This is a genomic window from Mucilaginibacter sp. CAU 1740, from assembly GCF_039839285.1.
Taxonomy (GTDB): Bacteria; Bacteroidota; Bacteroidia; order Sphingobacteriales; family Sphingobacteriaceae; genus Mucilaginibacter.
Genome location: NZ_JBDOQS010000006.1, coordinates 115,479 through 140,423 on the forward strand (window position 1 = coordinate 115,479; position 24,945 = coordinate 140,423).

General features: G+C 42.4%; 25 protein-coding genes. 10 read left to right on the top strand and 15 right to left on the bottom strand.

Annotated elements, in window-relative coordinates:
• Window positions 1-86 precede the first annotated feature (86 nt).
• Window positions 87-749 carry a DNA-3-methyladenine glycosylase gene (locus AAFN85_RS14665; RefSeq protein ID WP_347528204.1) on the bottom strand — a complete coding sequence of 221 codons (663 nt, stop codon included), beginning with the start codon at window positions 747-749 and terminating at the stop codon, window positions 87-89.
• Between the two features lie 136 nt (window positions 750-885).
• A complete protein-coding gene (locus AAFN85_RS14670) occupies window positions 886-1,458 on the bottom strand; it encodes a porin family protein (RefSeq protein WP_347528205.1) in 573 nt (190 codons plus the stop codon).
• Window positions 1,459-1,651: 193 nt separating this feature from the next.
• On the opposite strand from AAFN85_RS14670, the gene AAFN85_RS14675 reads away from it, so the two are divergent.
• The 6 genes from AAFN85_RS14675 (at window position 1,652) to AAFN85_RS14700 (ending at window position 7,146) form a co-directional block, all read left to right on the top strand.
• Window positions 1,652-1,867 (top strand): hypothetical protein, encoded by a 216-nt coding sequence (locus AAFN85_RS14675; protein WP_347528206.1) that lies wholly within the window; start codon window positions 1,652-1,654, stop codon window positions 1,865-1,867.
• A gap of 63 nt (window positions 1,868-1,930) precedes the next feature.
• The gene (locus AAFN85_RS14680) at window positions 1,931-3,685 is read left to right on the top strand and encodes a S41 family peptidase (protein WP_347528208.1); all 1,755 of its coding nucleotides are present in this window, start codon (window positions 1,931-1,933) and stop codon (window positions 3,683-3,685) included.
• A gap of 123 nt (window positions 3,686-3,808) precedes the next feature.
• Window positions 3,809-4,306 (top strand): hypothetical protein, encoded by a 498-nt coding sequence (locus AAFN85_RS14685; RefSeq protein ID WP_347528209.1) that lies wholly within the window; start codon window positions 3,809-3,811, stop codon window positions 4,304-4,306.
• Window positions 4,307-4,557: 251 nt separating this feature from the next.
• Entirely contained in the window at window positions 4,558-5,436 is an 879-nt protein-coding gene (locus AAFN85_RS14690) for a flagellar motor protein MotB (protein ID WP_347528210.1), read from the top strand.
• 362 nt (window positions 5,437-5,798) lie between these two features.
• Window positions 5,799-6,371, top strand: coding sequence for a hypothetical protein (locus tag AAFN85_RS14695; RefSeq protein WP_347528212.1), 573 nt, complete (start codon window positions 5,799-5,801; stop codon window positions 6,369-6,371).
• A gap of 118 nt (window positions 6,372-6,489) precedes the next feature.
• Complete coding sequence (locus AAFN85_RS14700) at window positions 6,490-7,146, top strand: metal-dependent transcriptional regulator (protein WP_347528213.1); 657 nt, start codon at window positions 6,490-6,492, stop codon at window positions 7,144-7,146.
• Window positions 7,147-7,179: 33 nt separating this feature from the next.
• Here AAFN85_RS14700 and AAFN85_RS14705 read toward each other — a convergent pair whose 3' ends face one another.
• The 4 genes from AAFN85_RS14705 to AAFN85_RS14720 all read right to left on the bottom strand — a co-directional run bounded on the left by AAFN85_RS14705 (window position 7,180) and on the right by AAFN85_RS14720 (window position 11,355).
• Window positions 7,180-9,351, bottom strand: a complete 2,172-nt coding sequence (locus tag AAFN85_RS14705; protein WP_347528214.1) for a hypothetical protein — start codon at window positions 9,349-9,351, stop codon at window positions 7,180-7,182.
• A gap of 149 nt (window positions 9,352-9,500) precedes the next feature.
• Complete coding sequence (locus AAFN85_RS14710) at window positions 9,501-9,998, bottom strand: hypothetical protein (RefSeq protein ID WP_347528215.1); 498 nt, start codon at window positions 9,996-9,998, stop codon at window positions 9,501-9,503.
• 82 nt (window positions 9,999-10,080) lie between these two features.
• A complete protein-coding gene (locus tag AAFN85_RS14715; protein WP_347528217.1) occupies window positions 10,081-10,299 on the bottom strand; it encodes a zinc ribbon domain-containing protein YjdM in 219 nt (72 codons plus the stop codon).
• A 72-nt stretch (window positions 10,300-10,371) separates the two neighbouring features.
• Window positions 10,372-11,355, bottom strand: coding sequence for a pyruvate dehydrogenase complex E1 component subunit beta (locus tag AAFN85_RS14720; RefSeq protein ID WP_347528219.1), 984 nt, complete (start codon window positions 11,353-11,355; stop codon window positions 10,372-10,374).
• 149 nt (window positions 11,356-11,504) lie between these two features.
• Between AAFN85_RS14720 and AAFN85_RS14725 the strand changes: the two genes are divergently transcribed.
• Window positions 11,505-11,852, top strand: coding sequence for a hypothetical protein (locus AAFN85_RS14725; RefSeq protein ID WP_347528220.1), 348 nt, complete (start codon window positions 11,505-11,507; stop codon window positions 11,850-11,852).
• Window positions 11,853-12,172: 320 nt separating this feature from the next.
• The gene (locus AAFN85_RS14730) at window positions 12,173-14,065 is read left to right on the top strand and encodes a DUF4153 domain-containing protein (RefSeq protein WP_347528221.1); all 1,893 of its coding nucleotides are present in this window, start codon (window positions 12,173-12,175) and stop codon (window positions 14,063-14,065) included.
• Between the two features lie 6 nt (window positions 14,066-14,071).
• Here the strand turns inward: AAFN85_RS14730 and AAFN85_RS14735 are convergent, their stop codons facing one another.
• Both AAFN85_RS14735 and pdxA read right to left on the bottom strand, forming a co-directional pair.
• Window positions 14,072-15,259: a DUF5009 domain-containing protein gene (locus AAFN85_RS14735; protein ID WP_347528224.1), complete on the bottom strand. Its 1,188-nt coding sequence runs from the start codon at window positions 15,257-15,259 to the stop codon at window positions 14,072-14,074.
• 84 nt (window positions 15,260-15,343) lie between these two features.
• Complete coding sequence (pdxA, locus tag AAFN85_RS14740) at window positions 15,344-16,399, bottom strand: 4-hydroxythreonine-4-phosphate dehydrogenase PdxA (RefSeq protein WP_347528226.1); 1,056 nt, start codon at window positions 16,397-16,399, stop codon at window positions 15,344-15,346.
• A gap of 237 nt (window positions 16,400-16,636) precedes the next feature.
• Between pdxA and rsmA the strand changes: the two genes are divergently transcribed.
• The gene (rsmA, locus tag AAFN85_RS14745) at window positions 16,637-17,419 is read left to right on the top strand and encodes a 16S rRNA (adenine(1518)-N(6)/adenine(1519)-N(6))-dimethyltransferase RsmA (protein ID WP_347528228.1); all 783 of its coding nucleotides are present in this window, start codon (window positions 16,637-16,639) and stop codon (window positions 17,417-17,419) included.
• 386 nt (window positions 17,420-17,805) lie between these two features.
• On the opposite strand, the gene AAFN85_RS14750 is transcribed toward rsmA, so the two are convergent.
• Complete coding sequence (locus tag AAFN85_RS14750) at window positions 17,806-18,657, bottom strand: DUF4198 domain-containing protein (RefSeq protein WP_347528230.1); 852 nt, start codon at window positions 18,655-18,657, stop codon at window positions 17,806-17,808.
• 59 nt (window positions 18,658-18,716) lie between these two features.
• Between AAFN85_RS14750 and AAFN85_RS14755 the strand changes: the two genes are divergently transcribed.
• Window positions 18,717-20,696 carry a dehydrogenase E1 component subunit alpha/beta gene (locus tag AAFN85_RS14755; protein WP_347528232.1) on the top strand — a complete coding sequence of 660 codons (1,980 nt, stop codon included), beginning with the start codon at window positions 18,717-18,719 and terminating at the stop codon, window positions 20,694-20,696.
• Window positions 20,697-20,784: 88 nt separating this feature from the next.
• Here the strand turns inward: AAFN85_RS14755 and AAFN85_RS14760 are convergent, their stop codons facing one another.
• The 6 genes from AAFN85_RS14760 to AAFN85_RS14785 all read right to left on the bottom strand — a co-directional run bounded on the left by AAFN85_RS14760 (window position 20,785) and on the right by AAFN85_RS14785 (window position 24,881).
• Entirely contained in the window at window positions 20,785-21,636 is an 852-nt protein-coding gene (locus AAFN85_RS14760; protein ID WP_347528233.1) for an NAD(P)-dependent oxidoreductase, read from the bottom strand.
• Window positions 21,637-21,694: 58 nt separating this feature from the next.
• Window positions 21,695-22,468, bottom strand: coding sequence for an SDR family NAD(P)-dependent oxidoreductase (locus tag AAFN85_RS14765; protein ID WP_347528234.1), 774 nt, complete (start codon window positions 22,466-22,468; stop codon window positions 21,695-21,697).
• 317 nt (window positions 22,469-22,785) lie between these two features.
• A complete protein-coding gene (locus AAFN85_RS14770) occupies window positions 22,786-23,358 on the bottom strand; it encodes a Crp/Fnr family transcriptional regulator (protein WP_347528236.1) in 573 nt (190 codons plus the stop codon).
• A gap of 28 nt (window positions 23,359-23,386) precedes the next feature.
• Window positions 23,387-23,968 (bottom strand): non-canonical purine NTP diphosphatase, encoded by a 582-nt coding sequence (locus AAFN85_RS14775; RefSeq protein WP_347528238.1) that lies wholly within the window; start codon window positions 23,966-23,968, stop codon window positions 23,387-23,389.
• Between the two features lie 11 nt (window positions 23,969-23,979).
• Window positions 23,980-24,240 carry a hypothetical protein gene (locus AAFN85_RS14780; RefSeq protein WP_347528239.1) on the bottom strand — a complete coding sequence of 87 codons (261 nt, stop codon included), beginning with the start codon at window positions 24,238-24,240 and terminating at the stop codon, window positions 23,980-23,982.
• On the bottom strand, window positions 24,216-24,881 hold the full coding sequence (locus AAFN85_RS14785) for a hypothetical protein (protein WP_347528240.1): 666 nt from the start codon (window positions 24,879-24,881) through the stop codon (window positions 24,216-24,218). Before AAFN85_RS14785 ends, AAFN85_RS14780 begins: the two co-directional genes overlap by 25 nt.
• Between the last annotated feature and the right edge of the window lie 64 nt (window positions 24,882-24,945).

Sequence of the window (24,945 nt, forward strand, 5' to 3'; positions counted from 1 at the left end):
CCCTCTTTGCGGCTTGCCGGAGAGAGGGTGGTCCAGCGTAGCGTAGACTGGGTGAGTAGATTGTCCGGCACGCTATCAAGTCGTTTTCAACTTATGCCTTTTTCATGGCCTATTACTCCCTTTCGGGGGGCTGGTGCTGACAGGTAATAATGCCACAACAACATCGCTGCTATAGTACGGTAAGGTTTCCACTGCTCAGTTAGTACCAATAACTCTTCTTTGTTGGTTTCTTTGGGCAGATTTTTTACCCGTTTCATGGCATTTACCGCAGCCAAATCACCGAGAGGGAAAACATCCGGATGCTGTAATACAAACATCAAATAAACATCAACTGTCCAATTGCCGATGCCTTTAAGTGCGGTTAGTTTTGTGCGGATGATATCATCGGGCATTTGTTCCATCGCTTCAAGATCGATCTGCCCGCTGATGATGGCTTCGGCGAGATACCGGATATATCCAGTTTTTTGGCGGCTGCAATAGCAGGCTTTAAACTCTTCGTCGGTTAATAGTAAAACCCTTGCCGGGGTTATTTCCTGTACCCGTTCTCTTAATTTATTTAATGCCGATAATGCGGAGGCCAACGATACCTGCTGCTCTAAAATAATATGCACCAACGTTTCAAATGTATTTGGCCTTGACCATAGTGGAGGATAGCCATGGTTTTGGATGATCTCGGCCAGATCGGGATCACCTGCTGCAAGTTTATCGCAGATGGCATGATAATTTGAATGAGAAAACCGCGCGAACATAGGTTGATATTATACTATGCAAGATGCGGCATTGCTACTGGAATTGCAAAGGATTTTACATAAACGCAAAACGCCCCGACAGATTTTGCCGGGGCGTTTTTGTGTAGGGTATTCATGAGTTTTACGGCACGATCGCTTAGAAAATTTTAAAACCAACGCTTAACGCCCAAAGGTTTTGACGTTTAGCAAAGCTATCGCTCACCTTGGTCAGGCCGCCTTCGTAACGCAGATCGGCAGTGATGGCTCCTATATCAACACCTGCACCGGCCTGGAAGCCTATATTGCTTTTGTTGAAATCGCTGAATGCATTACCAACATTATCTGGCACGCTATTGCTTTGATTAAGGGTGTAGGTATAAATAGGGCCTGCCATAATACGGAAGTTCAGGTCCTTTTCGCCAAATGATTTACCTATCAATAACGGAACATTTAAATTAGTAAACCTTACCCTGCCGCTGAATGCGGTATTATTTTCGTTCGAATCAAATTTACCGCCTGTACCGCTCAAATAAAGCTCGGGTTGTAAATAAACGCTGTTACCTACGCGGGCAAATAAACCGGCCTGGTAACCGGTCAGGGTTTTGTCGCTAAGATCATCAAAGTGGACTTTCGAAAAATTGACGCCACCCTTAACTCCTAATGAGAACTGTGCTTTTGCGCTGATGCTTGCCGCAATCATTATTAGCGCGCTTAATAGATACTTTTTCATGTTTTTCGATGTTTGTAATGTTGTAAACGCTTGTGTATCTTAAAAATTACATTCGGCATTTACACCCTTAGTTAAAATTGGTTTATAACCCGGTCGTTATTTTGACCGTATTACGGATTAACAATACCCGAGCCAAACATTTAAACACCGCCAACGGGTATTTTTTATATTTTTGCCTAAAATAAATTTGAACATGGCCGAGATCAGTATAACCAACAAAGATTGGGAACGCGTAAAGATCAAAATTCAACGTAAATACAACCACCTAACCGACGAGCAGTTAAAATACAGCGAAGGACAGGAAGAAAGCCTGATTACCAGGTTGATGGATCTGGTAAACCGCGATCGCAAATATGTGGTTTTCACCTTAACCAAGGCTTTGGTTAATATTGATACCAACAGGCTGTAAAATAGGACACAGGCGTTATAAAAACTGGCTTGCTTTTTTGTATTTTTATTTTTTTTAGGATTAATGATGAAACAGGGTACAGTGATCAAAAAAATATACAAAAGGTCTGGTTTAATTGCCGGGATAGCTATTCTGGCTACCGGCGCATTAGCATTTAACGACGACCTGTTCCAGATCTCTAAAAACCTTGATGTTTTTGCCTCGGTTTATAAAGAGGTTAATATCAATTATGTTGATGACATCAACTCGGCAAAGCTGGTAAAAACCGGCGTTGATGCCATGTTAGATGGCCTTGACCCTTATACCGAGTTTGTACCCGAATCGGAAATTGAAGATTACAAGCTTCATTACGTAAGCACGCAGTACGGTGGCATTGGTGCCAGTATTTTTCTGCGTAACCAAAAAGTTTACGTATCAGATGTATTCGCGGGCTTCCCGGCTCAAAAGGCGGATGTACACCCCGGCGATCAATTACTGAAAATAAACGACGTTGACCTTAACGGCAAAGATAACGACCAGGTAAGCGGATTGCTGAAAGGCTCAAAAGGCGCGCCTATCAAACTGCTCATCAAACGGGACAATACCCAGCAGCCTTTCGAAAAAAATCTTATCCGAGATGAGATCAAACAGCCCAATGTATCCTACTTTGGTATGGTTGATGGCAATATGGGTTATATCAAACTCGATAAGTTCCTCGAAAATTCTGCTGCCGAAGTTACCAATGCTCTCACCGAAGTAAAAAAGAAAAACCCTAACGGCATTATCCTCGATCTCCGCTCGAACGGTGGTGGTATTTTGCAGGAAGCTGTCAAGATCGTTAACCTTTTTGTGCCGAAGGATGTAGAGATCGTATCGCAAAAAGGAAAAATAAAAGAAAAGAATTTCACCTACAGTACCATAAGTGCCCCGCTTGAGCCTAACCTGCCACTGGTAGTGTTGGTTAACAGTCACTCTGCATCGGCCAGCGAAATTGTTGCCGGTTCATTACAGGATCTTGATAGGGCGGTGATCATCGGTCAGCGGAGCTACGGCAAAGGTTTGGTACAGCAAACATTCAACTTACCGTATAATAGTTTGGTGAAGATTACCATTGCTAAATACTACGTACCATCGGGCAGGTGTATCCAGGCGCTGGATTATACGCATCGTAAGGATGATGGCAGCGTATTAAAAGTGGCCGATTCGCTGATCCACGAGTTTAAAACTAAAAACGGTCGCTCTGTTTATGATGGCAGCGGCATCTATCCGGATCTGTTCATCAAACAGGAAAAATTTGCCAACGTTACCCAGGCGTTGGTGGGCAAGCTGCTGATATTTGATTATGCTACGGTTTACCGCGATAAGCATGCAAAAATTTCGGATGCGCGCTCGTTTAAACTATCAGATGGCGAGTACAATGATTTTGTAAAATACCTGGCTGATAAAAATTACAACTACACCACCTCGTCAGAAAAATTGCTGAATACGCTAAAAGAAGAAGCCTCGAAAGAGAAGCAATTCACCGAGATCCAGGCTGAGTATGATGGCCTGCGCACCAAGCTCCTCGCCAATAAAAAGAACGATCTTACCCAGCATAAAGACGAGATAAAACAAGTACTCGAAAACGAGATAGCATCCCGCTACTACTTTGAAAAAGGCCGCTACGAAACCAACTTTAAATACGATAAAGAACTGGCCCAGGCTGTTAAAACCATGCAGGATAAAGCCCAGCTTGCATCTATATTAAAAGGCGAAGGCAGTTATAAAGTTATCGGTAAACCGGTATTAGCTATGGCAGGTAAAAAAGCTGCTGATAAGGATAGCGACGACGATAATTGATTATCAGGCATTTCTCAATCTCTTTCATCATTGTAACTGATTAGTTACCCGTTGTAACATACATTGCACTAAACCTTCATGGCCTTGTTATTGTCATACCTACAAACAAAACGATAACACAACATGAAAAAGATAATATTAACAGCTGCCATTTTAGTAAGCAGCTTAACTGTAAAAATAGCCAGCGCCCAAATCAGTTTAAACATTAACATTGGCAGCCAGCCCGAGTGGGGTCCTGTAGGTTACGATCATGCAGATTATTATTACCTGCCCGATATTGATGCCTACTACGATATCAATGCCCACCAGTACGTTTACTACGATAACAATGTTTGGGTACACGGCGGTGTATTGCCTCCACGCTTTGGCAATTACGATGTTTACCACAGCTACAAAGTTGTAGTGAATGAACGTAACCCATGGGTACGTAACGATGTTTACAAACGTAAATATGCTTCATACCGTGGCCGTCATGATCAGGTAGTGATTCGCGATAGCCGTGATGTTAAATACAAAAATCATTGGGTTGAAAAGAAAACCGTACGCAGGGTTGATAACCGCCGCGACCATGATAACCGCGACAACCGTCATAACGACCGTGACCACCGCAACCGCCACTAAGGTTTAAGATTGTTATATTTTGATTGTTTTTATAAAGGACTGTCCTCTTTTGAGGTCGGTCCTTTTTTTATTAAATGTGTCGCATTTCATCGGGTTGGGCATTATCATCAATCGGCACAGAACTTGTCGTTAATGTCACACTTCAGTTAATTTATACAGATATACCGTTGTACTTTATAGTAAACAAGCATTATATCCGTTATTTAGTTAACTGGTTTATTTGTTAAATTTAAAAAACCAAAATTACCTCTATGAAATACCGGATATCCTTTTTGGCGCTGCTTGCAGTAGCAGTTTTAGGCCAAAGTTGCGTTAGCAGTAAAAAGTACAAAGAACTGGATGCTAACTACACTCAATTACAAAACAGTACAAAAGATCTGAGCATTAAATACCAAACCAGCGAGCAGGCACTTGCCGTGGCACGTGGTCGTAACCAAAGCCTGGAAGAGCAGATCAATCAGCAAAAAGCAAACGTAACCGCTTTGCAGGATGCTTTGAACAAATGTTTAAACTCAAGCAGCCAGGGTAACGTGAACATCTCAAAACTTGTTGATGAGATCAACAGTTCAAACCGTTACATTCAACAGTTGGTTAACGCTAAAAACAAAAGCGATTCGCTTAATATGGTGTTGACTAACAACCTTACCCGCTCGTTAAGCCCTACAGAAACACAGGATGTTGACGTGAAAGTGTTGAAAGGTGTAGTTTACATTTCATTATCAGATAATATGCTTTACAAATCTGGCAGCTACGAGGTATCTGATAAAGCAGGTGCTACTTTAAGCAAAATTGCCAAGATCATTACCGATTACAGCAATTATGATGTACTGATTGAAGGTAACACGGATAATGTGCCTATCGCGCAGAAAAATATCCGCAACAACTGGGATTTAAGTGCGCTGCGTGCATCATCAGTAGTACAGGCTTTACAAACCACTTACCAGGTTGATCCTAAACGTTTAACCGCAGGTGGCCGTGGCGAGTACAATCCGATTGCTGATAACTCAACCCCACAAGGTAAAGCACAAAACAGGCGTACGCAGATCATCATCACTCCAAAACTGGATCAGTTTATGGACTTGATCGGTAAAGCACCGGCAGATCAGCCAGCTCCTCCGGCTAAACAATAATTGTTAGAACCACATAAAATTATGAAGCCGCTCCTGTGAGGAGCGGCTTTTTTTGTATGCTTTTAAATACAAAATCATGATCCGTGTATTGATGCCCTACATCATGCAATGAATAAAATTTAAACGTGAATCTTCGTTTAAAACCACTTCAGTACAGTTTTTTTAACTGGTGGCGGCGTTAATTTAATTAATAAGGCAATACATAGTAGATATTACCATCTCAGTAAGTTAGCACAGTTTTTCACACTAAGCGAACAGTGTTAATGGCATCTGTTTTGAATTAAAACGCCAAACAGACATTAAAACAGGTTAAACTATCATCAACAGGCATAGTCATACCTATATAACTTATTACACGCTTTATGAAAAAGATAATTTTATCAGCAGTTATTTTATTAAGCTGCTTCACTGCAAAAATAGCTTCGGCACAGGTTAGTGTTAGTTTAGGTGTTAACATTGGCAGTCAGCCGGAATGGGGTCCTGTAGGTTACGATTACGCGAATTATTATTACATGCCCGATATCGATACTTATTATGATGTTCCAAGCCATAACTATGTATATTACGAAAACAATGTTTGGGTACACCGCAGGTATTTGCCTGTAAGGTATCGCAACTATAATGTTTATAACGGCTACAAGGTAGTAGTTAACGATCGTAACCCATGGTTCCGCAACGCTTACTACCGTAATCATTATGCAGGTTACAGGGGCCGCCATGACCAGGTTATCATCCGTAACAGCCGTGATGTGCGTTATGCAAATCATTGGAGAGGTGGAAACCGTTATGCAAGCCGTACAGTGGTTTATCGCGGACATGATAATGGCTGGCATGGTGGCAACCCGAACCGTGGCGGTTGGCATGGTGGTGGCGATCATGGTCATGGTGGCTGGCATGGTGGTGGCGGACATGGTGGTGGTCACGGTCACCATTAATTAATCATATTTTAAAACAGGCTTCCCTTTTTGGGGGCCTGTTTTGTTTATAAATAACGGCGATTTTAATAAGCCACCGCCTTTTGCTTATGTTTGTGTTTTATCAAATTTATTGCTGATGTACACCCTATCGGAAGAGAATTATTTAAAAGCCATTTACCGCCTTGCATCGCATGGCAAGGATTTTAAAATAACCCCAACTGCCATTGCCGAAACCCTGAATAACAACCCGGCGTCGGTAGTGGATATGATCCGTAAGCTTACCGAAAAACAGCTGATAGAGTATGATAAAAAGAAAGGTGTAAGGCTTACCCCGCAAGGTTTAAAAGATTCCACGCTTATAGTGCGCCGCCACCGCCTGTGGGAAGTTTTTTTATTGGAGAAACTTGGCTACCACTGGGACGAGATCCACGACATAGCAGAAGAACTGGAACATATTGATGATGCTACCCTGGCCGACAGGTTGGATAAATTTCTGGGCTTTCCAGAGTATGATCCTCACGGCGATCCTATCCCTAAAGCCAATGGCAAGGTGCCTAAGCCTTACTCGGTAACATTATCTGATCTTAAACCCGGTTCCACAAGTAGGGTAGCAGCCGTACGCGATACCAGTAGCCCCTTTTTGCAATACCTGCAAAAACTTAACATTGGTATAGGTACCCGCATCCAGGTTATTGAAAAAATAAGCTACGATAACTCGCTGGTAATAAAAATTGACGACCGCGAGGATACTACGGTATCGCAAAAGTTTGGCGAGAATATATTGGTGGATTAATTGAAGGGGATGTTTTTTACGGTAAATGACAGGTTAAAACCTATACTTTTCATCTATTATAAGCGGATATGAAAATGAAATAGGTTGATTATGTTGTTGCACCAATAAACCTTTGGCCTTCATATAATTCATCCAATCAACAGCTCGCTCTTTCGAGTCGCAACCATAAGTACCCGCCGAGTTACATAGTTTTTGCGGGAAACCTAAAGTTGTTTTGAATTTAAGCTCGAGCAATTTGATCACCGAATAAACTTCATTATCGCGCGTGCCACCGCCAGCTCCACTAAAGGCATTCGTAACATCGTATTTTAAAATCTCATAGATCTTATCGTAGTTCAAACTACCGTCGGCATGGGTATAAATGATCCCCGCTTTATTGAGGTAGTATGCGTACAAAGCGGCTTGAGTGTGCGATTTATACACCTTAATAAAATCGGCCCGGGAAGCAGGTTTATCAAAATCAACCATAAAAAAACCAAAATCCCGATCGGCAAAACTATATTTCGACATATAGGGCTTAAACTTATAGTCCTCAATTAATTCAAGCGCAAGCCCTATCTGCGCGTAGCTTATTTTAGCATAGAGATTTAAAACAGCATGGTCTCGTTTTTCATCATCCTTTATTTCGGCTTTTATCTTTAAAAATTCAGCCCGCAAATCTTTAACTTCAGCATCAAAATTGGCATCGTTTGTTTTTTTGTTTGTAAGGCTGGTTAATGGCTTTTGACCTGCAAAATCAATTGCCAAAGCAGTCTGCCTTGTAATGTCATCATTTGCCGACGGATTGTTTTTTAATACGGCCACAACAGCATCCCCATTGCCGATAAATTTTTTAAGATAGTTATTACAGATCCCTATAATTTGGATATTATTAAACAAGACCGATTTTTTGAGATAGAGGTCAAGCTGTGTTTTGTTGTGTACAAGCTTGTCCCAGTTTTGAGAATAGAACACATCAAGTATTCGCCCAACCGAATAATCCAGTTCATAATTTGTTTGATTAACAAGGCTCCAATACTCCAACGCGGTGATATCGCTAAGCGTTAGTTGTTGAATAAGGTTATCTTCAAGAAGATGCCTTGTTTTAAACGGCAATTCCTGCTGCAGCCTGTTTATGTTTCGGCGCAATGCATCCGATCCATAAAAATCAATATGATGTTCACGGCAATAGGTAGTTAGCGCAACCAATTGCTTCAGAAACCTGTAAGCAAAAATGGGTAGCTTTCTGTTAAAATCGATATTGGCATTATTATACTCGTCGGCTAAAGCCTGAACTATCTGTTTATTGCCTATAGTTAGTTTCACAAAAGCGTTTTGAGCTACAGAATCAGTTTTGGAATTTAACAACTGAAACAGCGCTTCGCCATAAGGCTTTTTTGCCCGCTCCAAATCGTTACTGAATATACCGGCCCTTTCATTCCATTTATATCGTTTATAATTTTTTGCAAAAAAGATGAGCAGGTTAAGCCGCGATGCCGGTTCAAAATCTTTATCAATATGGTAGGATATTTTATTGTGCTCATCTTCAACCCCAATGTCGGTGCCGGTTAAAAGCTCAATAAGGTTTATGTAATTGAGTGTGTTGGATTGGTACTGGTTAAAATGTGTACGGTTGGAGTAAAGCAGCGATGCTATATTAAACAGTACTTCGGGGTTTTTGTCTTTAATAAGCTGCTCTATGTTATTATGCTTTACAATCCTGTTGTTCAATATTTCGGTAGCACTTTTTTTTAGCTCATCCCATCTGTTTGGGGTAAGTTCACGGATCTCGTATTTCACATCCCTTTTATCCAGCGGCGTTATCAAATATGCATAGGCCTCGTACGAAAAACTGATGTTGTTGATATTGGTCATCAGGAAGCCTAAAAAATCATTTGCTTTAGTGCTATCATTAACAACAAACTCGCTATTTAAAAAAGAGCAATTTTCTCTGATAAGCCTGCGCGCTATTTCGTTTTGCGATGTATGTAGTATATGATAGCCTAAATTTTCGGTCATTAAACGGGAACTATCCAGGTATTGTGCTATCCTGAATAAGGATTGCTTATCGCCCCGTTCAAGGTTTACGCGGGTACTATCAAGCAAGCTGCCTTTATATAGTTGCTCATATTTATTAGTGGCACTACCTATATTTAAATTAACAAGCTGCCCAAAACAGCATTGAAAAAGCAAGAGAAGGATGATTGTGATTTTTAAGGTTTTCAAGGTTGTGTATTAATACCTAAATATAACACTTATATTATTGAGCTGAAAGCAAAAAGCCGAAGGCTGAAAGCTTTTATCGCTTCGTGCCTTCGGCTTTTTTCTTATCAGTTCTATGGCTTTAAGCTTTTCGCCTTCGGCTTTAAGCTCAGTTACGGTTTTCCCGTCACCTTGGCCGATTCGGCCAGTTCGCCGTCAACATCTACATCGAAGTATAAACGGTAAATTTCCCACTCATTTTTGGGCTTGTAAAACATAAAGGTAATACGCGCGGGTTGCAGTTCGTGCTTAAGCAGGTAGCTATACAGCACCAGGCTGCCCGATGCTTTGCGCTGCATAATGAGGTCTTTACCCATGTATTTGCCTATCACGCTCCGCATCGAATCTATTTTAACAATGAGGCCGGTAAGGCGGGTTGAATCAATATTTTTATTGGTTTTGAAGATATCGATAACGGCACGCGCGGTGCTTTGTTTATCAAACTCTTTGAAAAATTTATCAATATGGCTTTGTACGCCGGGTGCGGCTGCTGCTACCGGGGCTGTAGGTGTGGCGGCAGGCTGTGTTTGGGCCGATGCATTGCCGGCAATGATCAAAGCCGATATAACAAAAAATAATGGTTTAAATGCTTTAAAGTAGGTGTATTGCATGCTTACAAAAGTTAATTTTTAAAAGTAGGTATTTTTTGCAAAAACACCCAATACTGTATAAATTACAGTGTGAAGCTGCCGTTTAGCGCTTTTTCAAAAACTCGGTTCTGAGTACTATGCTCATGCCGTCAACCTTACAGTCAACTTCCTCATCGTTATCCGTAAGGCGGATCTTTTTTACCAGTGTGCCTTGCTTAAGTGTTACTCCTCCGCCTTTCACTTTAAGGCTTTTGATCAGCGTAACCGAATCGCCATCCTTCAATACGTTGCCGTTACTGTCTTTTACTATTAGTTCGTCCATTGTTGCAGATGTATAAAAAATAAAGAGCCCGGTATTTTCATATCGGGCTCCATTGATATTTTCAAAAAAATATTACTTGGTAACGTAAAGGACTTCTTTTACTGCTTTAATTACGCGCTCAGGGTTTGGTAAAAACTCCTGGATCAAAGTAGGAGCGTAAGGAAGTGGCACGTCGCCACCCATAATACGCAGAATAGGAGCGTCAAGGTAATCAAACGCGTCTTTTTGTACTTTGAAAGCAACCTCAGTAGCTATTGAACCTAAAGGCCAGCTTTCTTCAATAATTACCAAACGATTTGTTTTTTTAACCGATTCGATAACGGTAGCGTAATCGATAGGGCGTACAGTGCGCAGGTCAATCACTTCGGCGTTGATACCTTCTTTTGCCAGTTCGGCAGCAGCAGCTACAACCACTTTCATGATTTTGCCAAAGCCAACTAAAGTAACGTCAGTACCTTCTTTAACCACTTTAGCTTTGCCCAGTGGTATATAGTAAGTTTCTTCAGGAACTTCGCCTTTATCGCCATACATTAATTCCGACTCCATGAAAATAACCGGATCCGGATCAAGGATAGCTGATTTTAATAAACCTTTAGCATCGTAAGGGTTTGATGGTACAACCACTTTTAAGCCCGGGCAGTTGGCATACCAGTTTTCAAAGCACTGGCTGTGCTGTGAACTAAGCATACCCGCGTTACCGGTTGGGCCACGGAACACAATTGGAACCGAAAACTGGCCACCGCTCATCGACATCATTTTGGCAGCGCCATTGATGATCTGGTCGATAGCAACCAGTGAGAAGTTGAAGGTCATGAACTCGATGATAGGGCGTAAGCCGTTCATTGCCGAGCCAATACCTATACCTGCGAAACCTAATTCAGAGATAGGCGTGTCAATAACGCGTTTCGCGCCAAACTCATCCAGCATGCCCTGGCTTACTTTGTACGCGCCGTTATATTCGGCAACCTCTTCACCCATCAGGTATATATTTCCGTCGCTGCGCATTTCTTCGACCATGGCCTCTCTTAGCGCTTCTCTGAATTGTATTTCTCTCATTACTATAAAATGATGTTTTTTGCGACCGCAAATATAAACACTAATGTGTTAAATGCAATTAACGGTGGTATGCTATTGGTTTTTAATACATATATTTTACATTTTTAAATAAAAAACCTGATCCATACAGCAGAAAGCATTAAATCACTATGACCACTTATTCAATTGAGAAAAACAAAGTAAGGTTTACCGGCGATAACAGCGTTGACTTTGAATATCTTGTTAAAGGTGTTTTTGAGGTAGATGATGTTTTAATTGTTTGGTTAGATATTACTGATGATGCTTCTGAACAACTAAATGTTTTTGGTTTTAATACCTCAGGAGATTTTTTATGGCGAATAGATAATGTTAAAATGTATTACGAAGGAAAAGCTTGTCCCTATATCGATGTAGCCAAAAATGATCAAAATGAAGTAGTGTTATTTAACTGGTGCGATACCGCGGTAATTATCGATCCACAAACAGGTAATATTATACGCACATACCAAACAAAATAGACGATTGTTCGAGTGCGTTCAGGCAACGAATCTTTTAACATGGGCGTTCCCGTTAGCTAACGGGCCGGGCTATTCGCTGCAAGTCCTCGCCTTCCCTTCGCTCGATCCCAGCCCGCGCTCCGGGCTTTCCGCTACTATCCCTAACGCGGCCTACGCACAGGCCTAAATAAACTTAATTAATATGAATAGATCCGGCCTTTAAAATCATCTCCCAATCAAATCAATCCTTGAAATTCCCCAAAATAAAATCGGTGTAATCAATCCTCAATCTATGTAATCCCAAAAACAAAATACTACATTAGTTCTCAAACCTTATACACATGAAATTCCCATCAATAAAAAACCTGGTACAAAGTGCGGTCAATACCATAAAACGCTATCCGCTCGAAACACTTTTTGCCCTAACCGGCACTATAGCCGCAACCGTTAAGATCGAACTCGACCGCCTGGATCTGACTGCCGAAAACTGGTGCATGCGCATCATCATGATAGCCAATTTGGGCTTTTTGCTCTGTCTGTCGGCAACCTTATACACTCAAAGCAAAAACTGGAGCAATAGTAAAAAGACTATCGTAAAAGTAGCTGCGGCAATTGTAGCTGCCTTTATCATCTTTATTCTTGATCCAACCGCCCGGCAGGCCGATTACGTGCGCTTTTTTCTATTAAGTCTCGCGTTTCATTTAATGATATCCTTTGCGGCATTTACAGGCAAGGGGCATATTCAGGGTTTCTGGCAGTTTAATAAAACACTGTTTTCACGCATTTTGGCAAGTTTGCTATATGGCACGGTACTGTTTGCCGGTTTGGCTGCTGCTATCGGGGCTACCAACTTCCTTTTCAACTTTAACTTTGAATCAGACACCTACTTTATTTTGTGGGTGTGGATAACGGGCATATTTACCACCATTTTCTTTTTGGCCGGGGTACCTACAGATATAAAAGCGCTTGATGGGGATGAAAGCTATCCTAAAGGCCTGAAAATATTTACACAATACGTGCTCATCCCGCTATCAACAGTTTATGTACTCATACTGTTGGCTTACGAGGTTAAGATCTTGATTGAATGGAAACTGCCCAAAGGCCTGGTATCAAACCTCATTTTAGGTTATGCAGTATTCGGCATTTTATCATTGTTGTTGGTATTCCCCATCCGTGAGCAAAGCGAAAACAAATGGCTAAAAACCTATGCCCGCAGCTTTTACTTTTTGCTTATCCCTTTGCAAGGCTTGTTGTTTGTTGCTGTTGGTACAAGGGTGTTTAGCTATGGGGTAACCGAGTTCAGGTACTTTTTGATTGTATTGGCGGTTTGGCTGCTTGGCATTTCGCTTTACTTTTTGCTGTTTAAAAAGCATAATATTAAGCTTATCCCTATGTCGCTGGCGCTACTAACCTTGTTAAGTATTTATGGGCCGCAAAGCGCATTTACAACAAGTATGTATTCGCAAAGGCGGATTGTTGTTAACTTCTTTAAAAAACACAATGCTTTTAAAGATGATAAAATGATGCCGGTAGATAGCACAAAGCTCAGCAAAGTTGAAGGCGGCAAAGCCGTTGAGCAACTGAGTTATTTTGTAGATAAATATGACCTGCTGGCTTTGCAGCCTTACTTTAAAAAAGACCTGCAACTTGTGAGCGATTCGTTGATAGCTGCAAATAAAAAAGACAGGTATTTTAGCAGGTACAGGCTGCGCGAGGTTAAATATGAATGGGTGAAAAAGAAACTCGGCTTAAACCGCTTTGAAAAATATTACGCTTATAGTGATACAACATCGACGGATGAATACGATAGGTACTCATTTTTTCATAACGATAATATTACGCCTGTAAAAGATTATGATATCATAATGGAGAATTATCAAGCTGAAGATAGCGTGACCACAAGCTATAAGGATATAAAACTAACACGAATCAATAGCGATCAAAATGTTTTTACTTTGAGGATCAACGATGAAATCTTTAGGTTTGAGTCAGACCAACTTGCAAAAAAACTTATTGCGGATACAGCCAAAATGAAAGCATTTGACAAAGGAAAAGATGACCGCCCTTATGCTGCCCATGAATATGCTGTTCCGGCAGCTTTAATGCAAATGAGTAAAGAAACACCTGCTTATAAGGTTACCCTTGTGTTTGAGAGGATAGATTTTAGCCAGAAACCTAAGGACACCACCATTGTGAGTTCGGGAGCAGGAAATTATCTTATTAAAATAAAATAAGTAAGCTTATATCTTCAACCTGATATTGATCTTATCCAGCAAACCCGTGAGCCATACCACAACAAAAGCGAATACAACACATTTTATCAGTCCCCCAATGCCCTGGCTCAGGTATTCGGGGTAGCCGATGCGGGTCATCTCATACATGGGGTAAAACAGGAATGGTACAATGTAGCAGGTAAAAGTGTTGGTACCCGCGGGTTCGATCACCTTAAACCATTCGTATTTGTTTTTAACATCAACCAGGTAAATGAAAAAGGCATATACCACCAGGCTAATGCCTGTACAGATCAATACCCACGATGGGGTATCGCGCTCTTTAGAAATACCACCGCTAAAATAGCGCACTATAAAGCCCAGGTTAAATAGAATAATAGCGATCAATATCATGGCCGCCCAAAGCATTTTCATTTCGTTGTTGGCCTTGAGGCGCATGTACAGCACAGAAACAAATACCCCAGCCATGGTGAACGATTGCATGGCGCCGTTTCCTGCAATCCAGATATAACCCTGTAGCTTATTAATAAAATCCAGAAACCCGAAATGCACATCGAGATTAAAGAACATGAAAAACATCCATGCCGCCAATTGGATCCACAGGTAACCTTCGGAGTAATAATAAATAAGCGCGCAAAGCATGTACGACCAGCCTATCAAGCCTAAAATACCCCACCAGGTAAAGTGCAGCCACGTATGGCCCGGATCGCTGGTGCGGTAAAGAATGGCCATAGTGGTTAACAACAGTATCCCGAAGCCTTGTAAAAGGTATTTTCGTAATGGAGGAGTTTCTTTGCTGTAATCTAAAAAGATGAAGAAGAAACTGAACGTTACCAAACTTTCCCATACCGGTTTCGGCAACAGGGTTGTGGCTTCGTTATAAGTTTCCATATTGGCATGGAAAAAACCAATAAATATCAGCGCGAACGAGCGGCTTACTATCCGCGATATCATCTTGAAATTATCGCCCTGCTTCATCCTGTTTTGAAAAGCAAAGGGGATAGATAAGCCTACTATAAATAAGAATGCTGGGAAAATAGTGTCAGCCAAACCTAAGGCATCCACATTACTGCCCGCGTGTTTTAGCCATGTTGGGGTATTCGGAATGCCATCCAGGTCATTCACAAATATCATCAGGAACATTGTTACAGCACGGAAAGCATCAATTGAACGTATACGACTCAGAAAATTACTCATTCAGACATTTAAAATGCAGAAGTAGGGCAAATGTTTTAATTTAACGCCAATTAAATTGAAACATTGCTATTACAAACTGAATTTTTAGTCCCTGTCGCGGCTCAGTTTGCTAAATACAAGCGGATTTTCGTTCAGTTCCAACCCCTCGCGGCGGTGTTTTACGATGTGGATAGCGGTAAATAAGGCTTCGCGGAAAGATACTTCTGACGCTACGTTTTTACCGGCAATATCATAAGCGGTGCCATGATCTGGCGAGGTGCGTACAAAGCCTAAACCGGCAGTAAAGTTAACGCCCGATTCAAACGCGATCTGTTTGAAAGGGATCAGGCCCTGATCGTGATACATGGCCAGTACGGCATCAAATTGCAGGTAAGTACCATTAGCAAAGAAGCCATCGGCCGAGTATGGGCCAAAAGCGAGGATATTGTTGTTGCGAGCCTCTTCAATGGCCGGAATGATGATATCTTTCTCTTCACTACCGATAAGCCCGTTATCGCCCGCATGAGGGTTAAGGCCTAATACAGCGATCTTTGGTTTGCGGATCCAAAAATCATTTTGCAGGCTATTGCTCATTAGCTTCAGCTTGGCTAATATTTTTTCGGCAGTAATGCTTTCGGCAATTTTTGATACCGGGATGTGGCCGGTAACTACACCGACACGCAGGGTATCGCTTACCAAAAACATCAGCGATTCGGGCGCGCCGTCGTATTGCTGCAAATATTCGGTATGGCCCGGAAAATTGAACTGCTCGCTCTGGATATTATCTTTATTGATAGGCGCGGTAACCAGGGCATCGATATAACCTTCTTTCAAATCATAAACAGCACGCTCTAATGATTTAAAAGCGTATTTACCACCAGCTTCGGTAACCTGGCCTAATTCTATCTTCACATCCTCTTCCCAGCAATTGATCATGTTGGGTTTGCGGAAATGAGTTTGCGATGGATCATTGATCACCAAAAAATTGAGCTCATTAACCTGGGTAGCCCTGCGGTGGAACGATGCCACCTTGGTATGACCGTAAACTATCGGCGTACAATAATCATAAATTTTGCTGTCGGCCAAAGTTTTAATAATTATTTCCAAACCGATGCCGTTTACATCGCCAATGCTGATCCCTATTTTTAATTTATCGCTCATTATTATATTTTGATTTCACTGATTTTTTTGATCTCACCGATTTCAGGAGGGCGATTTCGTTTATTTTAACAGTGATGATTACTAATGGTTTATAAAAGCTTGACGCTTAAGGCAAACCTTTTACCCTTAACCTTTGGCCTTTTACCTATTTTTGCACCTGCAAATAAAAGATTTTAAGCTTACAGTTCCTGATAAAAGCACAAATATGATTTAATTTGCTCAAATATTTGATTAATAATGACATTGGTAAGGGCAAAAAAACATTTAGGGCAACACTTTCTTACTGACAAAAACATTGCAGCCAAGATAGTTGACAGCCTGAATCCCGAAGGTCGCTTTAGCCAGGTGCTTGAAGTTGGTCCGGGTATGGGCGTGCTATCTGATTTTTTGCTGCAGAAGGAAGCATACCAAACATCACTGATAGATATCGATACGGAATCGTACGATTTTTTGAAAAAGAAATACCCGCAGTTAGGCGAACGGCTGATCAATGCCGATTTCCTGGAACTGGATTTCGGGAGCATATTTACGGGCAGCCTGGCCATTATCGGTAATTTCCCCTACAATATCTCATCGCAAATACTATTTAAAGTGCTGGATAATCGCCAGCAGGTGGTTGAGGTGGTTGGCATGTTCCAGAAAGAAGTTGCCGAGCGCTGTGCCGCTAAAGCCGGGAGTAAAGAGTACGGCATATTGAGCGTTTTTCTGCAAGCCTACTATAAAGTCGAATACCTGTTTACCGTAAAAGCCGGGGTGTTCAATCCTCCGCCAAAAGTACTTTCGGCAGTGATCAGGCTTACACGCAATGAGAAGGCAACGTTGGATTGCGATGAGAAACTGTTTTGGCTTATTGTTAAAGCCGGTTTTAATCAGCGCCGTAAAACCCTGCGCAATGCTGTGTCATCGCTCATGAATAAAGAAAAGATGGCGGGTGAGCCAATGCTTGATCTGCGTGCGGAGCGGTTAACTGTTGACGATTTTGTAAAACTGACTAATGCTGTAGCAGCCAGCCGTCAGTAAATAATTTTAACAACACCTGCCGGGCGCTGTTAAAATATTTACAATGCTTTTAAGCTTAAAATACAAAACCAGGGGCTAAATATGTATTGATAAGGTTAAGCTATCTTAAATTAATAGTTATATATGCTGCTGCAAATATAAACTACATATTAATAGCCCATTAAATAGTTTTACGATAACTAACAAGTGTAACCATTAAATTACAACGAGATAGTTTTTTGTCAGAAGCTATTTGAAATTGACTTGGAAAGTTCTTTACGTAGAGACGCATAATTGCGTCTCCCGGAGGACAAGCGGCTATACAGGTCATCAGCAAGCGTAAACTGCATGCGGGAGACGCAATTATGCGTCTCTACAGTTAAAAACAATGAAATTTAACCAACCTCTTAATGCTTGTTGCCAAACCCAAACTCACGGTAAGTATTAGGCTCATCTTCTGTATTTGAAAACGCGAAGGTGAATGTAGCGCTCCAGCTTTCGTAATCGGCTTTTTTATCTTGCGATGGTTCAACATGGGTTGAGCTGATCATGTAAACACCTTCACGGCTCAGTTTAAAAAATACCAGTCCGCTGCTATCAGTTATTAATTTTAGCGGAACAATGGTGCCGTTTATAGTACGTACATACTGAATTACTACCGCATCTTTTATTGGCTTGCCTTTAAAAAGTACCTGCGCGGTAACATCATCGCCATAAGCCGCCTTATACGGGTTTTGCTGAATAATAATTTCGTAGTCCTCGCCCAGCGGTTTATCAAAATCCTTTCCGTTAGCTTTATCAACCGCGATAAGGGTTTTAACGTAGCGGTGATATTTTTCAACAAAATACTGCTGACTGCTGGCTTTGGCATCTTCGGCCATTTTATCAAGCCCCTCGCTTTCAAGGTTCCTTAAAAATTTATTCCTTTCCGATTCTGTTTCATCTTCCCGCACCAACTCAAAAAGGGCCAGGCCCGAGTTTTGTAAAGTATAAGTAAGCAGGCTGCTATCGGCCGAATTACCGCTTTTTGAAAGGTCAGTTTTTTTTGATCCTTCATAAAGCATAAACTTAGTGGCTTTGGCTGTGGCGAATTGAAATTCGTTTTCGGGCTTAAACTCATTTCCGCTTAAAAGGTGCAGGTTAAGCTTGTCTCCTTTTTTTACGTAAAAATTATGTGGCAATAAAAAGAAATCCTGCGAGCTGGCGGCAAAACCGATTAGCAACAGCAGTAATATGATCGAAACAGTGGTACGCTTCATAGTTTTTGGATAGTAACACCAAACATACAAAGTTTTGAAAACTTCAGTAGTTTTACTTTATGAATTTTGACAGGAAAAACCTCGATAATGATACTTTGCTGGCGTTTTACAAAAAACTGCTGTTTCCGCGCATGGTTGAAGAGAAGATGCTGATACTGTTAAGACAAGGGCGCATAGGCAAATGGTTTTCGGGCATTGGCCAGGAAGCCATAGCAGTTGGCAGCACCCTGGCCATGGCTGCCGACGAATATATTTTACCCATGCACCGCAACCTTGGTGTTTTTACATCGAGAGATATCCCGCTTTCACGGCTGATGGCCCAATGGCAGGGCAAACCCTCGGGCTTTACCAAGGGGCGCGACCGCTCATTCCATTTCGGTACGCAGGAGTACAAGATCATCGGGATGATCTCGCACCTCGGTCCGCAGTTGGCATTGGCCGATGGGATAGCATTGGCCGATGTATTAGCTGATAATAAAAAATCGACATTGGTATTTACCGGCGAAGGCGCTACCAGCGAGGGTGACTTCCACGAGGCTTTGAACATTGCCTCGGTTTGGAAATTACCGGTTATCTTCCTGATCGAAAATAATGGCTACGGCCTCTCCACTCCTACCAACGAGCAATACAACTGCCGCGAACTGGTTGATAAAGCCATAGGCTACGGCATTGAAGGACGCCGCATTGATGGCAATAATATACTGGAGGTTTATCATACTATTACTGAACTTAATGAGGCCATCCGCGAAAACCCTCGCCCTGTTTTATTGGAGTGCATGACCTTCAGGATGCGCGGCCATGAAGAAGCGTCGGGGACCAAATATGTACCACCTAACCTTTTTGAGTGGTGGGCAGCAAAAGATCCGCTGACTAATTTTGAAAAATACCTGCTTACACAAGGCGTATTACAAAAAGAGCTGATCCTGGTGATCAGGCAGCAGTTCAGTAAACTTATAGAAACAGAAATTGAAAAGGTTTACGCCGAGGCGGATATTATACCAGATATAGATACAGAGGTAAGGGATATGTACAAGCCGTACAGTTTCCCAACCGTACAAGCGAAGGCTTTACCCGCAACCAATAAACGCTATATTGATGGTATTAGCGACGGCCTGAAAAGCGCCATGCGCAAGCACAATAACCTGGTAATTATGGGCCAGGATATTGCCGAGTACGGCGGGGCATTTAAAATCACCCAAGGCTTTGTTGAAGAGTTTGGCAAAGGACGGGTACGTAACACCCCCATCTGCGAATCGGGAATTGTAGGCGCGGCCATGGGCCTGGCGTTAAATGGCTACAAAGCCATTGTTGAAATGCAGTTTGCCGATTTTGTTACCTGCGGTTTTAACCAAATTATTAACAACCTGGCCAAAACACATTACCGCTGGGCACAAGCGGTTGATGTGGTGATCAGGATGCCTGCCGGTGCAGGCACCGGCGCGGGGCCATTCCATTCACAGAGTAACGAAGCCTGGTTTACCAAAACACCGGGCCTGAAAATAGTTTACCCGGCCTTTCCTGCAGATGCCAAAGGCTTGCTGCTGGCTGCTATTGATGACCCTAATCCGGTTATTTATTTTGAGCATAAATATTTATACCGTGGCATTCATGGTGATGTGCCGGACGCTGATGTAATGATTGAGATAGGCAAAGCCAATGTGCTGAAACAGGGCGAACAGGCAAGCATTATCACTTTTGGCCTTGGTGTGCACTGGGCTTTAGAATATGCTGATAAACATCCGGATCAATCTATCGAGATCATCGACCTACGTAGCCTGCAACCCTGGGATAAGGATGCTGTTGAAGCAAGTGTTATGAAAACAGGCCGGGCATTGGTACTACATGAAGATACACTAACCAGCGGCTTCGGGGCCGAGATCGCAGCCCATCTGTCCGAACATTGTTTTAAATACCTTGATGCTCCGGTAATGCGTTGCGGTAGTTTGGATACAGCCATCCCTATGAATAAAGCATTGGAGGATCAGTTTTTAGCCAAAGCGAGGTTGGAGGAAACTATGGCGAAGTTGTTAGCCTATTAGCAAAACTACCTAACCACTTCTTGTGGTTTTGATTTCAGCTGCATCCGTATTTTAAGACGGGATGCAGCTGGCAATCATATTAAATTTGCTATCTAAATTGCTTAATAACCGCGATAATGTCTTCTTCGCCCAAAGCAGCTTCAGCGTTTTGGTAAGTTTGATATGCTGCTTGTGCAAGTGGGGTGTCGGCACCAATTTCAGTAGCCAGGCGCAGATCTTTAGTAATATGCTTTAGGGCAAAGGCCGCGTTGAAATTGTTGTTCACTATAGCATCGCCTTTTATTTTGATGAACGGACTGCCTAAAGCGCTGTTATTAATGAGGTTAGTTAAAATTTCGGGCTGGATGCCGTTTTTGCCGGCCAGCGCTACTGTTTCAGCAAAACCTTGTGCCACTATGCCAAGCAGGGTATTGATAGCGAGTTTGGCAGTATTGCCGGCACCCGCACCGCCAACCAGTAAAGCAAGTTTACCCAGTTTTTCGAGTATAGGTTTTACTTTGTCAAAAGCTTCGGCCTCGCCGCCAACCATAATAACTAATACGCCATCTTCAGCCTGTTTTACACTGCCCGATACCGGTGCATCGAGATAATGATTGCCTTGCTTTTTACAGGCTGCTGCAATTTCCCTGCTTATGGCGGGCGAAACGGTACTCATATTAATGATCACTTTTTCGTTTACATCGGCTGCCAGTAAACCTGCTTCTCCATAAAAAATATCGCTGATAGCTTTATCATCAGATACCATGATGAAAACAACATCAACATCTTTTATTAACAACAGCGGCGACGCGGCCGTACCTATTCCCTGTGCTTTGAAGCCCTCTTCTTTATCTTTACTTCTATTGTAAACACTTAGCGGATACCCCGCTTTGATCAATTGCTGCGACATTGGGATGCCCATATTGCCAAGGCCAATCCACCCTGTTTTTGTTGTATTCATTGATAGTTATATTGTTTTTTATTTATATAGATTTTATCTATGTTCATTTTTAAGGTTTTTACCCCTGGAATTTCACTCCTGATAAACGTTCGCACGTAGCTATAAAACGATACTGAACCTCGGGATCCGAAGTTGCCGGATGAACGGTGCGCAATTTTTTATGATAAAAATATTTACCGCTAACTAAAGCCCCGGCATCATTGCCTGCGGCCAGCCACACTTGTGTTTTTGGTGCCTCCTCCAAACTATCCGGCGCGCTCGGTCCGCCCATTTTGGTGGCCACCCAGCCGGGTTCTAAAGCGTTCGAGTAAACATCGGGCCATTGGCGGGCAGCATAAAATGCTAAGATCACGTTATGGAGTTTGGAATCGGCGTATGCCGCGAAGCCATTCCAGCGGCGATCGTTCCATTCCAGATCCTGCAGACTTGGATCGCCATCGCGGTGCAAGCCCGAGCTAAGGTACACCAACCGTCGCGGTTTATTGATTAGGCTGGTGAGTATATAAGGCGATAAACTGTTAATGGCAAAAACGTGTGGCAAGCCGTCAATAGTTTCAATTCGCTTCCCTTCCTGATAGCCTACGGCCGCGTTATGGATCACGGCATCAAAATGGCCAAGCTTGTTTACCTGCTCAGCTACTTTAATGGTTTCGGCAATGCTCGATAGATCGCCAATTACTACAGTTTCGGCGCCGGGTGCCGCCGCCATTGCTTCCTCGCCACGGAGTGGGTTACGGGCGTGCAATAAAACCCGGTGCCCATCCTTAATTAATAAATTCGCGGCCATCTGACCCAAGCCGTCGGCCGAGCCTGTTATAAATATTCGTGACATGTGTTTTTCCTTTTATTGTATAACAAAGTTCAGGATGAAAAGGTAACAGCGGTTTACCAAATGGTAAATAGTATTGTTTAGAGGCTCTTTGAAAATGGTTCAAAAGAACTACTATATCTCTGGGCGTCATTGTTTCGTATCTATCCATGATATAATTAAAAATGGGTGTCATGCTGAGCTTGTCGAAGCATGGTGGGCGAGGCCTCTGCGCGCGACCCTTCGACAAGCTCAGGGTGACAGGCCCACCCGCCTGATGTTTATAAACCTTCAGAAGCCTCGGCTTTTATTACTCGACGGCCTCGATATGTCCTTAATAACTACCGCAGATTTTTGCGCAGCCTGCTAAGCGATTGCGGAGTAACGCCCAGATACGATGCGATATCCGTTAACTGCACCCGCCGCGCAATGTCCGGCTGGCGCTCTAAAAACAATTGGTACCGTTCGGATGAGTCATGACCCAGGTAGGCATTGCGGGTTTTAATTTTATCCATCAGCGTTTGTTGGCTGATCTGGTCTATCAGTTCTTTAACGTATGGCAGTTTTTGGTACAGGGCAAGCAGGTTGTTTTTGCTGATGGTAAGTACATCCGAATTGCAGGCGGCCTGGATACTTTCCTCGGCTACCATGTTATTGTTGAAACTGTAAAGGATGGTGCAAAATTGGTTATCCTTTAAAAAAAAGTAAGTAACCTCGTTGCCTTTTTCGTTTCGCTCCATTACCCTAAGCACGCCATCGCAAATAAAAAATAAATTGCGCGCAACCTGCCCCGAAGGCGAAAGTGTTTCACCTTCTTTAAAATGCTTCAGTTCAAACGCGTTGATAATGATCTGCTGATCTTCAACCGGGATGGGTTTTACCTGCTGTAAACGTGCAATGAGTTGCTGTTGCATAGGTGGCAAATTTAAACGCTTGCCGCAATTATTTTGTAGTGTTCAAAAAAGCTATCAATTGTTCCATAGCCTTTGCCCGGTGACTGATAGCGTTTTTTTCGGCCATACTCATTTCTGCAAAAGTAATATCATAGCCTTCCGGCTCAAAAATAGGGTCGTAGCCGAAACCGCCTTCCCCGGCAATTTCGGTGCGAATGGTACCCTCAACAGCGCCTTCAAAAAAATGCTCCTCGCCATTCCACATCAATGAGATCACCGTGCGGAAACGGGCTTTGCGATTTGTTTCGCCTTCTAAATTTTCGAGTACTTTACTAATGTTGGCTGCATGGTTACCATGTGTGCCGGCATACCTGGCCGAATAAACGCCGGGTTCGCCGTTTAGCGCATCTATCTCCAAACCACTGTCATCACCAAAACAATCCAATTGATAGGTTGAATATACGTGGTGGCTTTTTATGGACGCGTTGGCTTTAAAGGTGGTGCCGGTTTCTTCAATATCGTCAAAACAGCCAATATCCTGTAGGGTTAGCAACCTGATATCGCCATTTATTTTGGCCGATACTTCTTCCAGTTTATGGCGGTTATTGGTAGCAAATACTAATTGATGCATAGATGTTTTAATTAATCCTTAAAGCGCGCTGATCGTTCTTTTATCCTTTGCAGAATAACTTCACTTTCATCATTGTAAATATCCCTTAATCTAAATTTTTGATTTTCGGGATTATCCTTATCTGAAAATTGATTGATATTCAAATTAAATAAAAGCTGCCCGAAGCGTTGGGTTGGATACTTTTCAACATATTCAGACAATAACTTAATTATTTCCCGGTTGTATTCAAGGCGGTTGTCCATTGCTTTTATAATGTTTTTACCTGCTCCCAAAATGTTTTCTTGTACTCCACATTATCCATCATATCCCCAAACGAATAGGTATAAAGTGCGGTGATGCCGTTGGATGTGATCGGCTTATTGGGTTTTAATACTTTCAGATCGGGAGGGAGGGCATCCATACCTAATATCAATACCTTAGTCGGTTTAAAAAACAGTTTCGACTCGCTGAATTTGGTGGTGCTGTAATTTGCGGTGTTTAAAACAGCCACATCATCCGGACTATATCCCTTGCGTTTCAATATGTTTTCGAGGGCAGCCCAATGTTCGGATTTTATAAATTCGGCATCGGTATAATAGGTGAATACCAAAAAATGCTGTAAGTTTTTGCCCATATACTTAAAGCCTGCATCCAGCGTTTTAACCTCAGGTTTTGGCTCTGCGGCAATGGAAGGTATTGTAATTGATGGAGTTGGGATGCTGATAACGGGCGCGGCTTTTTTTATCTCCGCTTCCGGCTCAGAAACCACAGAAACTGGCATTGCCGGTGTCACAGGTGTATTTTGAGGAGCGGAAGTTGGGGCTTCTACAGGTATAGATTGAACAACTTGTTCATACGATGCTTTATCCGCATTAAGCAGGTAAAGTTCATCCTCTAAAATAAAACGCAACGCGGCCGGGTTCTCAACTCTCACTTTAACAAATTTTAACCAAAAGTAGTCAAACTGTTTCAGGGTTTATAGGCATATTAGCACAATT

Coding starts and splice junctions, on each gene's coding strand:
- pdxA (WP_347528226.1), bottom strand. CDS start 16,399: ATGAGCGATAAATTAAAAATAGGGATCAGCATTGGCGATGTAAACGGC.
- AAFN85_RS14690 (WP_347528210.1), top strand. CDS start 4,558: ATGAAATACCGGATATCCTTTTTGGCGCTGCTTGCAGTAGCAGTTTTA.
- AAFN85_RS14700 (WP_347528213.1), top strand. CDS start 6,490: ATGTACACCCTATCGGAAGAGAATTATTTAAAAGCCATTTACCGCCTT.
- AAFN85_RS14760 (WP_347528233.1), bottom strand. CDS start 21,636: ATGAATACAACAAAAACAGGGTGGATTGGCCTTGGCAATATGGGCATC.
- AAFN85_RS14670 (WP_347528205.1), bottom strand. CDS start 1,458: ATGAAAAAGTATCTATTAAGCGCGCTAATAATGATTGCGGCAAGCATC.
- AAFN85_RS14665 (WP_347528204.1), bottom strand. CDS start 749: ATGTTCGCGCGGTTTTCTCATTCAAATTATCATGCCATCTGCGATAAA.
- AAFN85_RS14675 (WP_347528206.1), top strand. CDS start 1,652: ATGGCCGAGATCAGTATAACCAACAAAGATTGGGAACGCGTAAAGATC.
- rsmA (WP_347528228.1), top strand. CDS start 16,637: ATGACATTGGTAAGGGCAAAAAAACATTTAGGGCAACACTTTCTTACT.
- AAFN85_RS14755 (WP_347528232.1), top strand. CDS start 18,717: ATGAATTTTGACAGGAAAAACCTCGATAATGATACTTTGCTGGCGTTT.
- AAFN85_RS14685 (WP_347528209.1), top strand. CDS start 3,809: ATGAAAAAGATAATATTAACAGCTGCCATTTTAGTAAGCAGCTTAACT.
- AAFN85_RS14710 (WP_347528215.1), bottom strand. CDS start 9,998: ATGCAATACACCTACTTTAAAGCATTTAAACCATTATTTTTTGTTATA.
- AAFN85_RS14765 (WP_347528234.1), bottom strand. CDS start 22,468: ATGTCACGAATATTTATAACAGGCTCGGCCGACGGCTTGGGTCAGATG.
- AAFN85_RS14695 (WP_347528212.1), top strand. CDS start 5,799: ATGAAAAAGATAATTTTATCAGCAGTTATTTTATTAAGCTGCTTCACT.
- AAFN85_RS14735 (WP_347528224.1), bottom strand. CDS start 15,259: ATGAGTAATTTTCTGAGTCGTATACGTTCAATTGATGCTTTCCGTGCT.
- AAFN85_RS14775 (WP_347528238.1), bottom strand. CDS start 23,968: ATGCATCAATTAGTATTTGCTACCAATAACCGCCATAAACTGGAAGAA.
- AAFN85_RS14770 (WP_347528236.1), bottom strand. CDS start 23,358: ATGCAACAGCAACTCATTGCACGTTTACAGCAGGTAAAACCCATCCCG.
- AAFN85_RS14680 (WP_347528208.1), top strand. CDS start 1,931: ATGATGAAACAGGGTACAGTGATCAAAAAAATATACAAAAGGTCTGGT.
- AAFN85_RS14750 (WP_347528230.1), bottom strand. CDS start 18,657: ATGAAGCGTACCACTGTTTCGATCATATTACTGCTGTTGCTAATCGGT.
- AAFN85_RS14720 (WP_347528219.1), bottom strand. CDS start 11,355: ATGAGAGAAATACAATTCAGAGAAGCGCTAAGAGAGGCCATGGTCGAA.
- AAFN85_RS14715 (WP_347528217.1), bottom strand. CDS start 10,299: ATGGACGAACTAATAGTAAAAGACAGTAACGGCAACGTATTGAAGGAT.
- AAFN85_RS14730 (WP_347528221.1), top strand. CDS start 12,173: ATGAAATTCCCATCAATAAAAAACCTGGTACAAAGTGCGGTCAATACC.
- AAFN85_RS14725 (WP_347528220.1), top strand. CDS start 11,505: ATGACCACTTATTCAATTGAGAAAAACAAAGTAAGGTTTACCGGCGAT.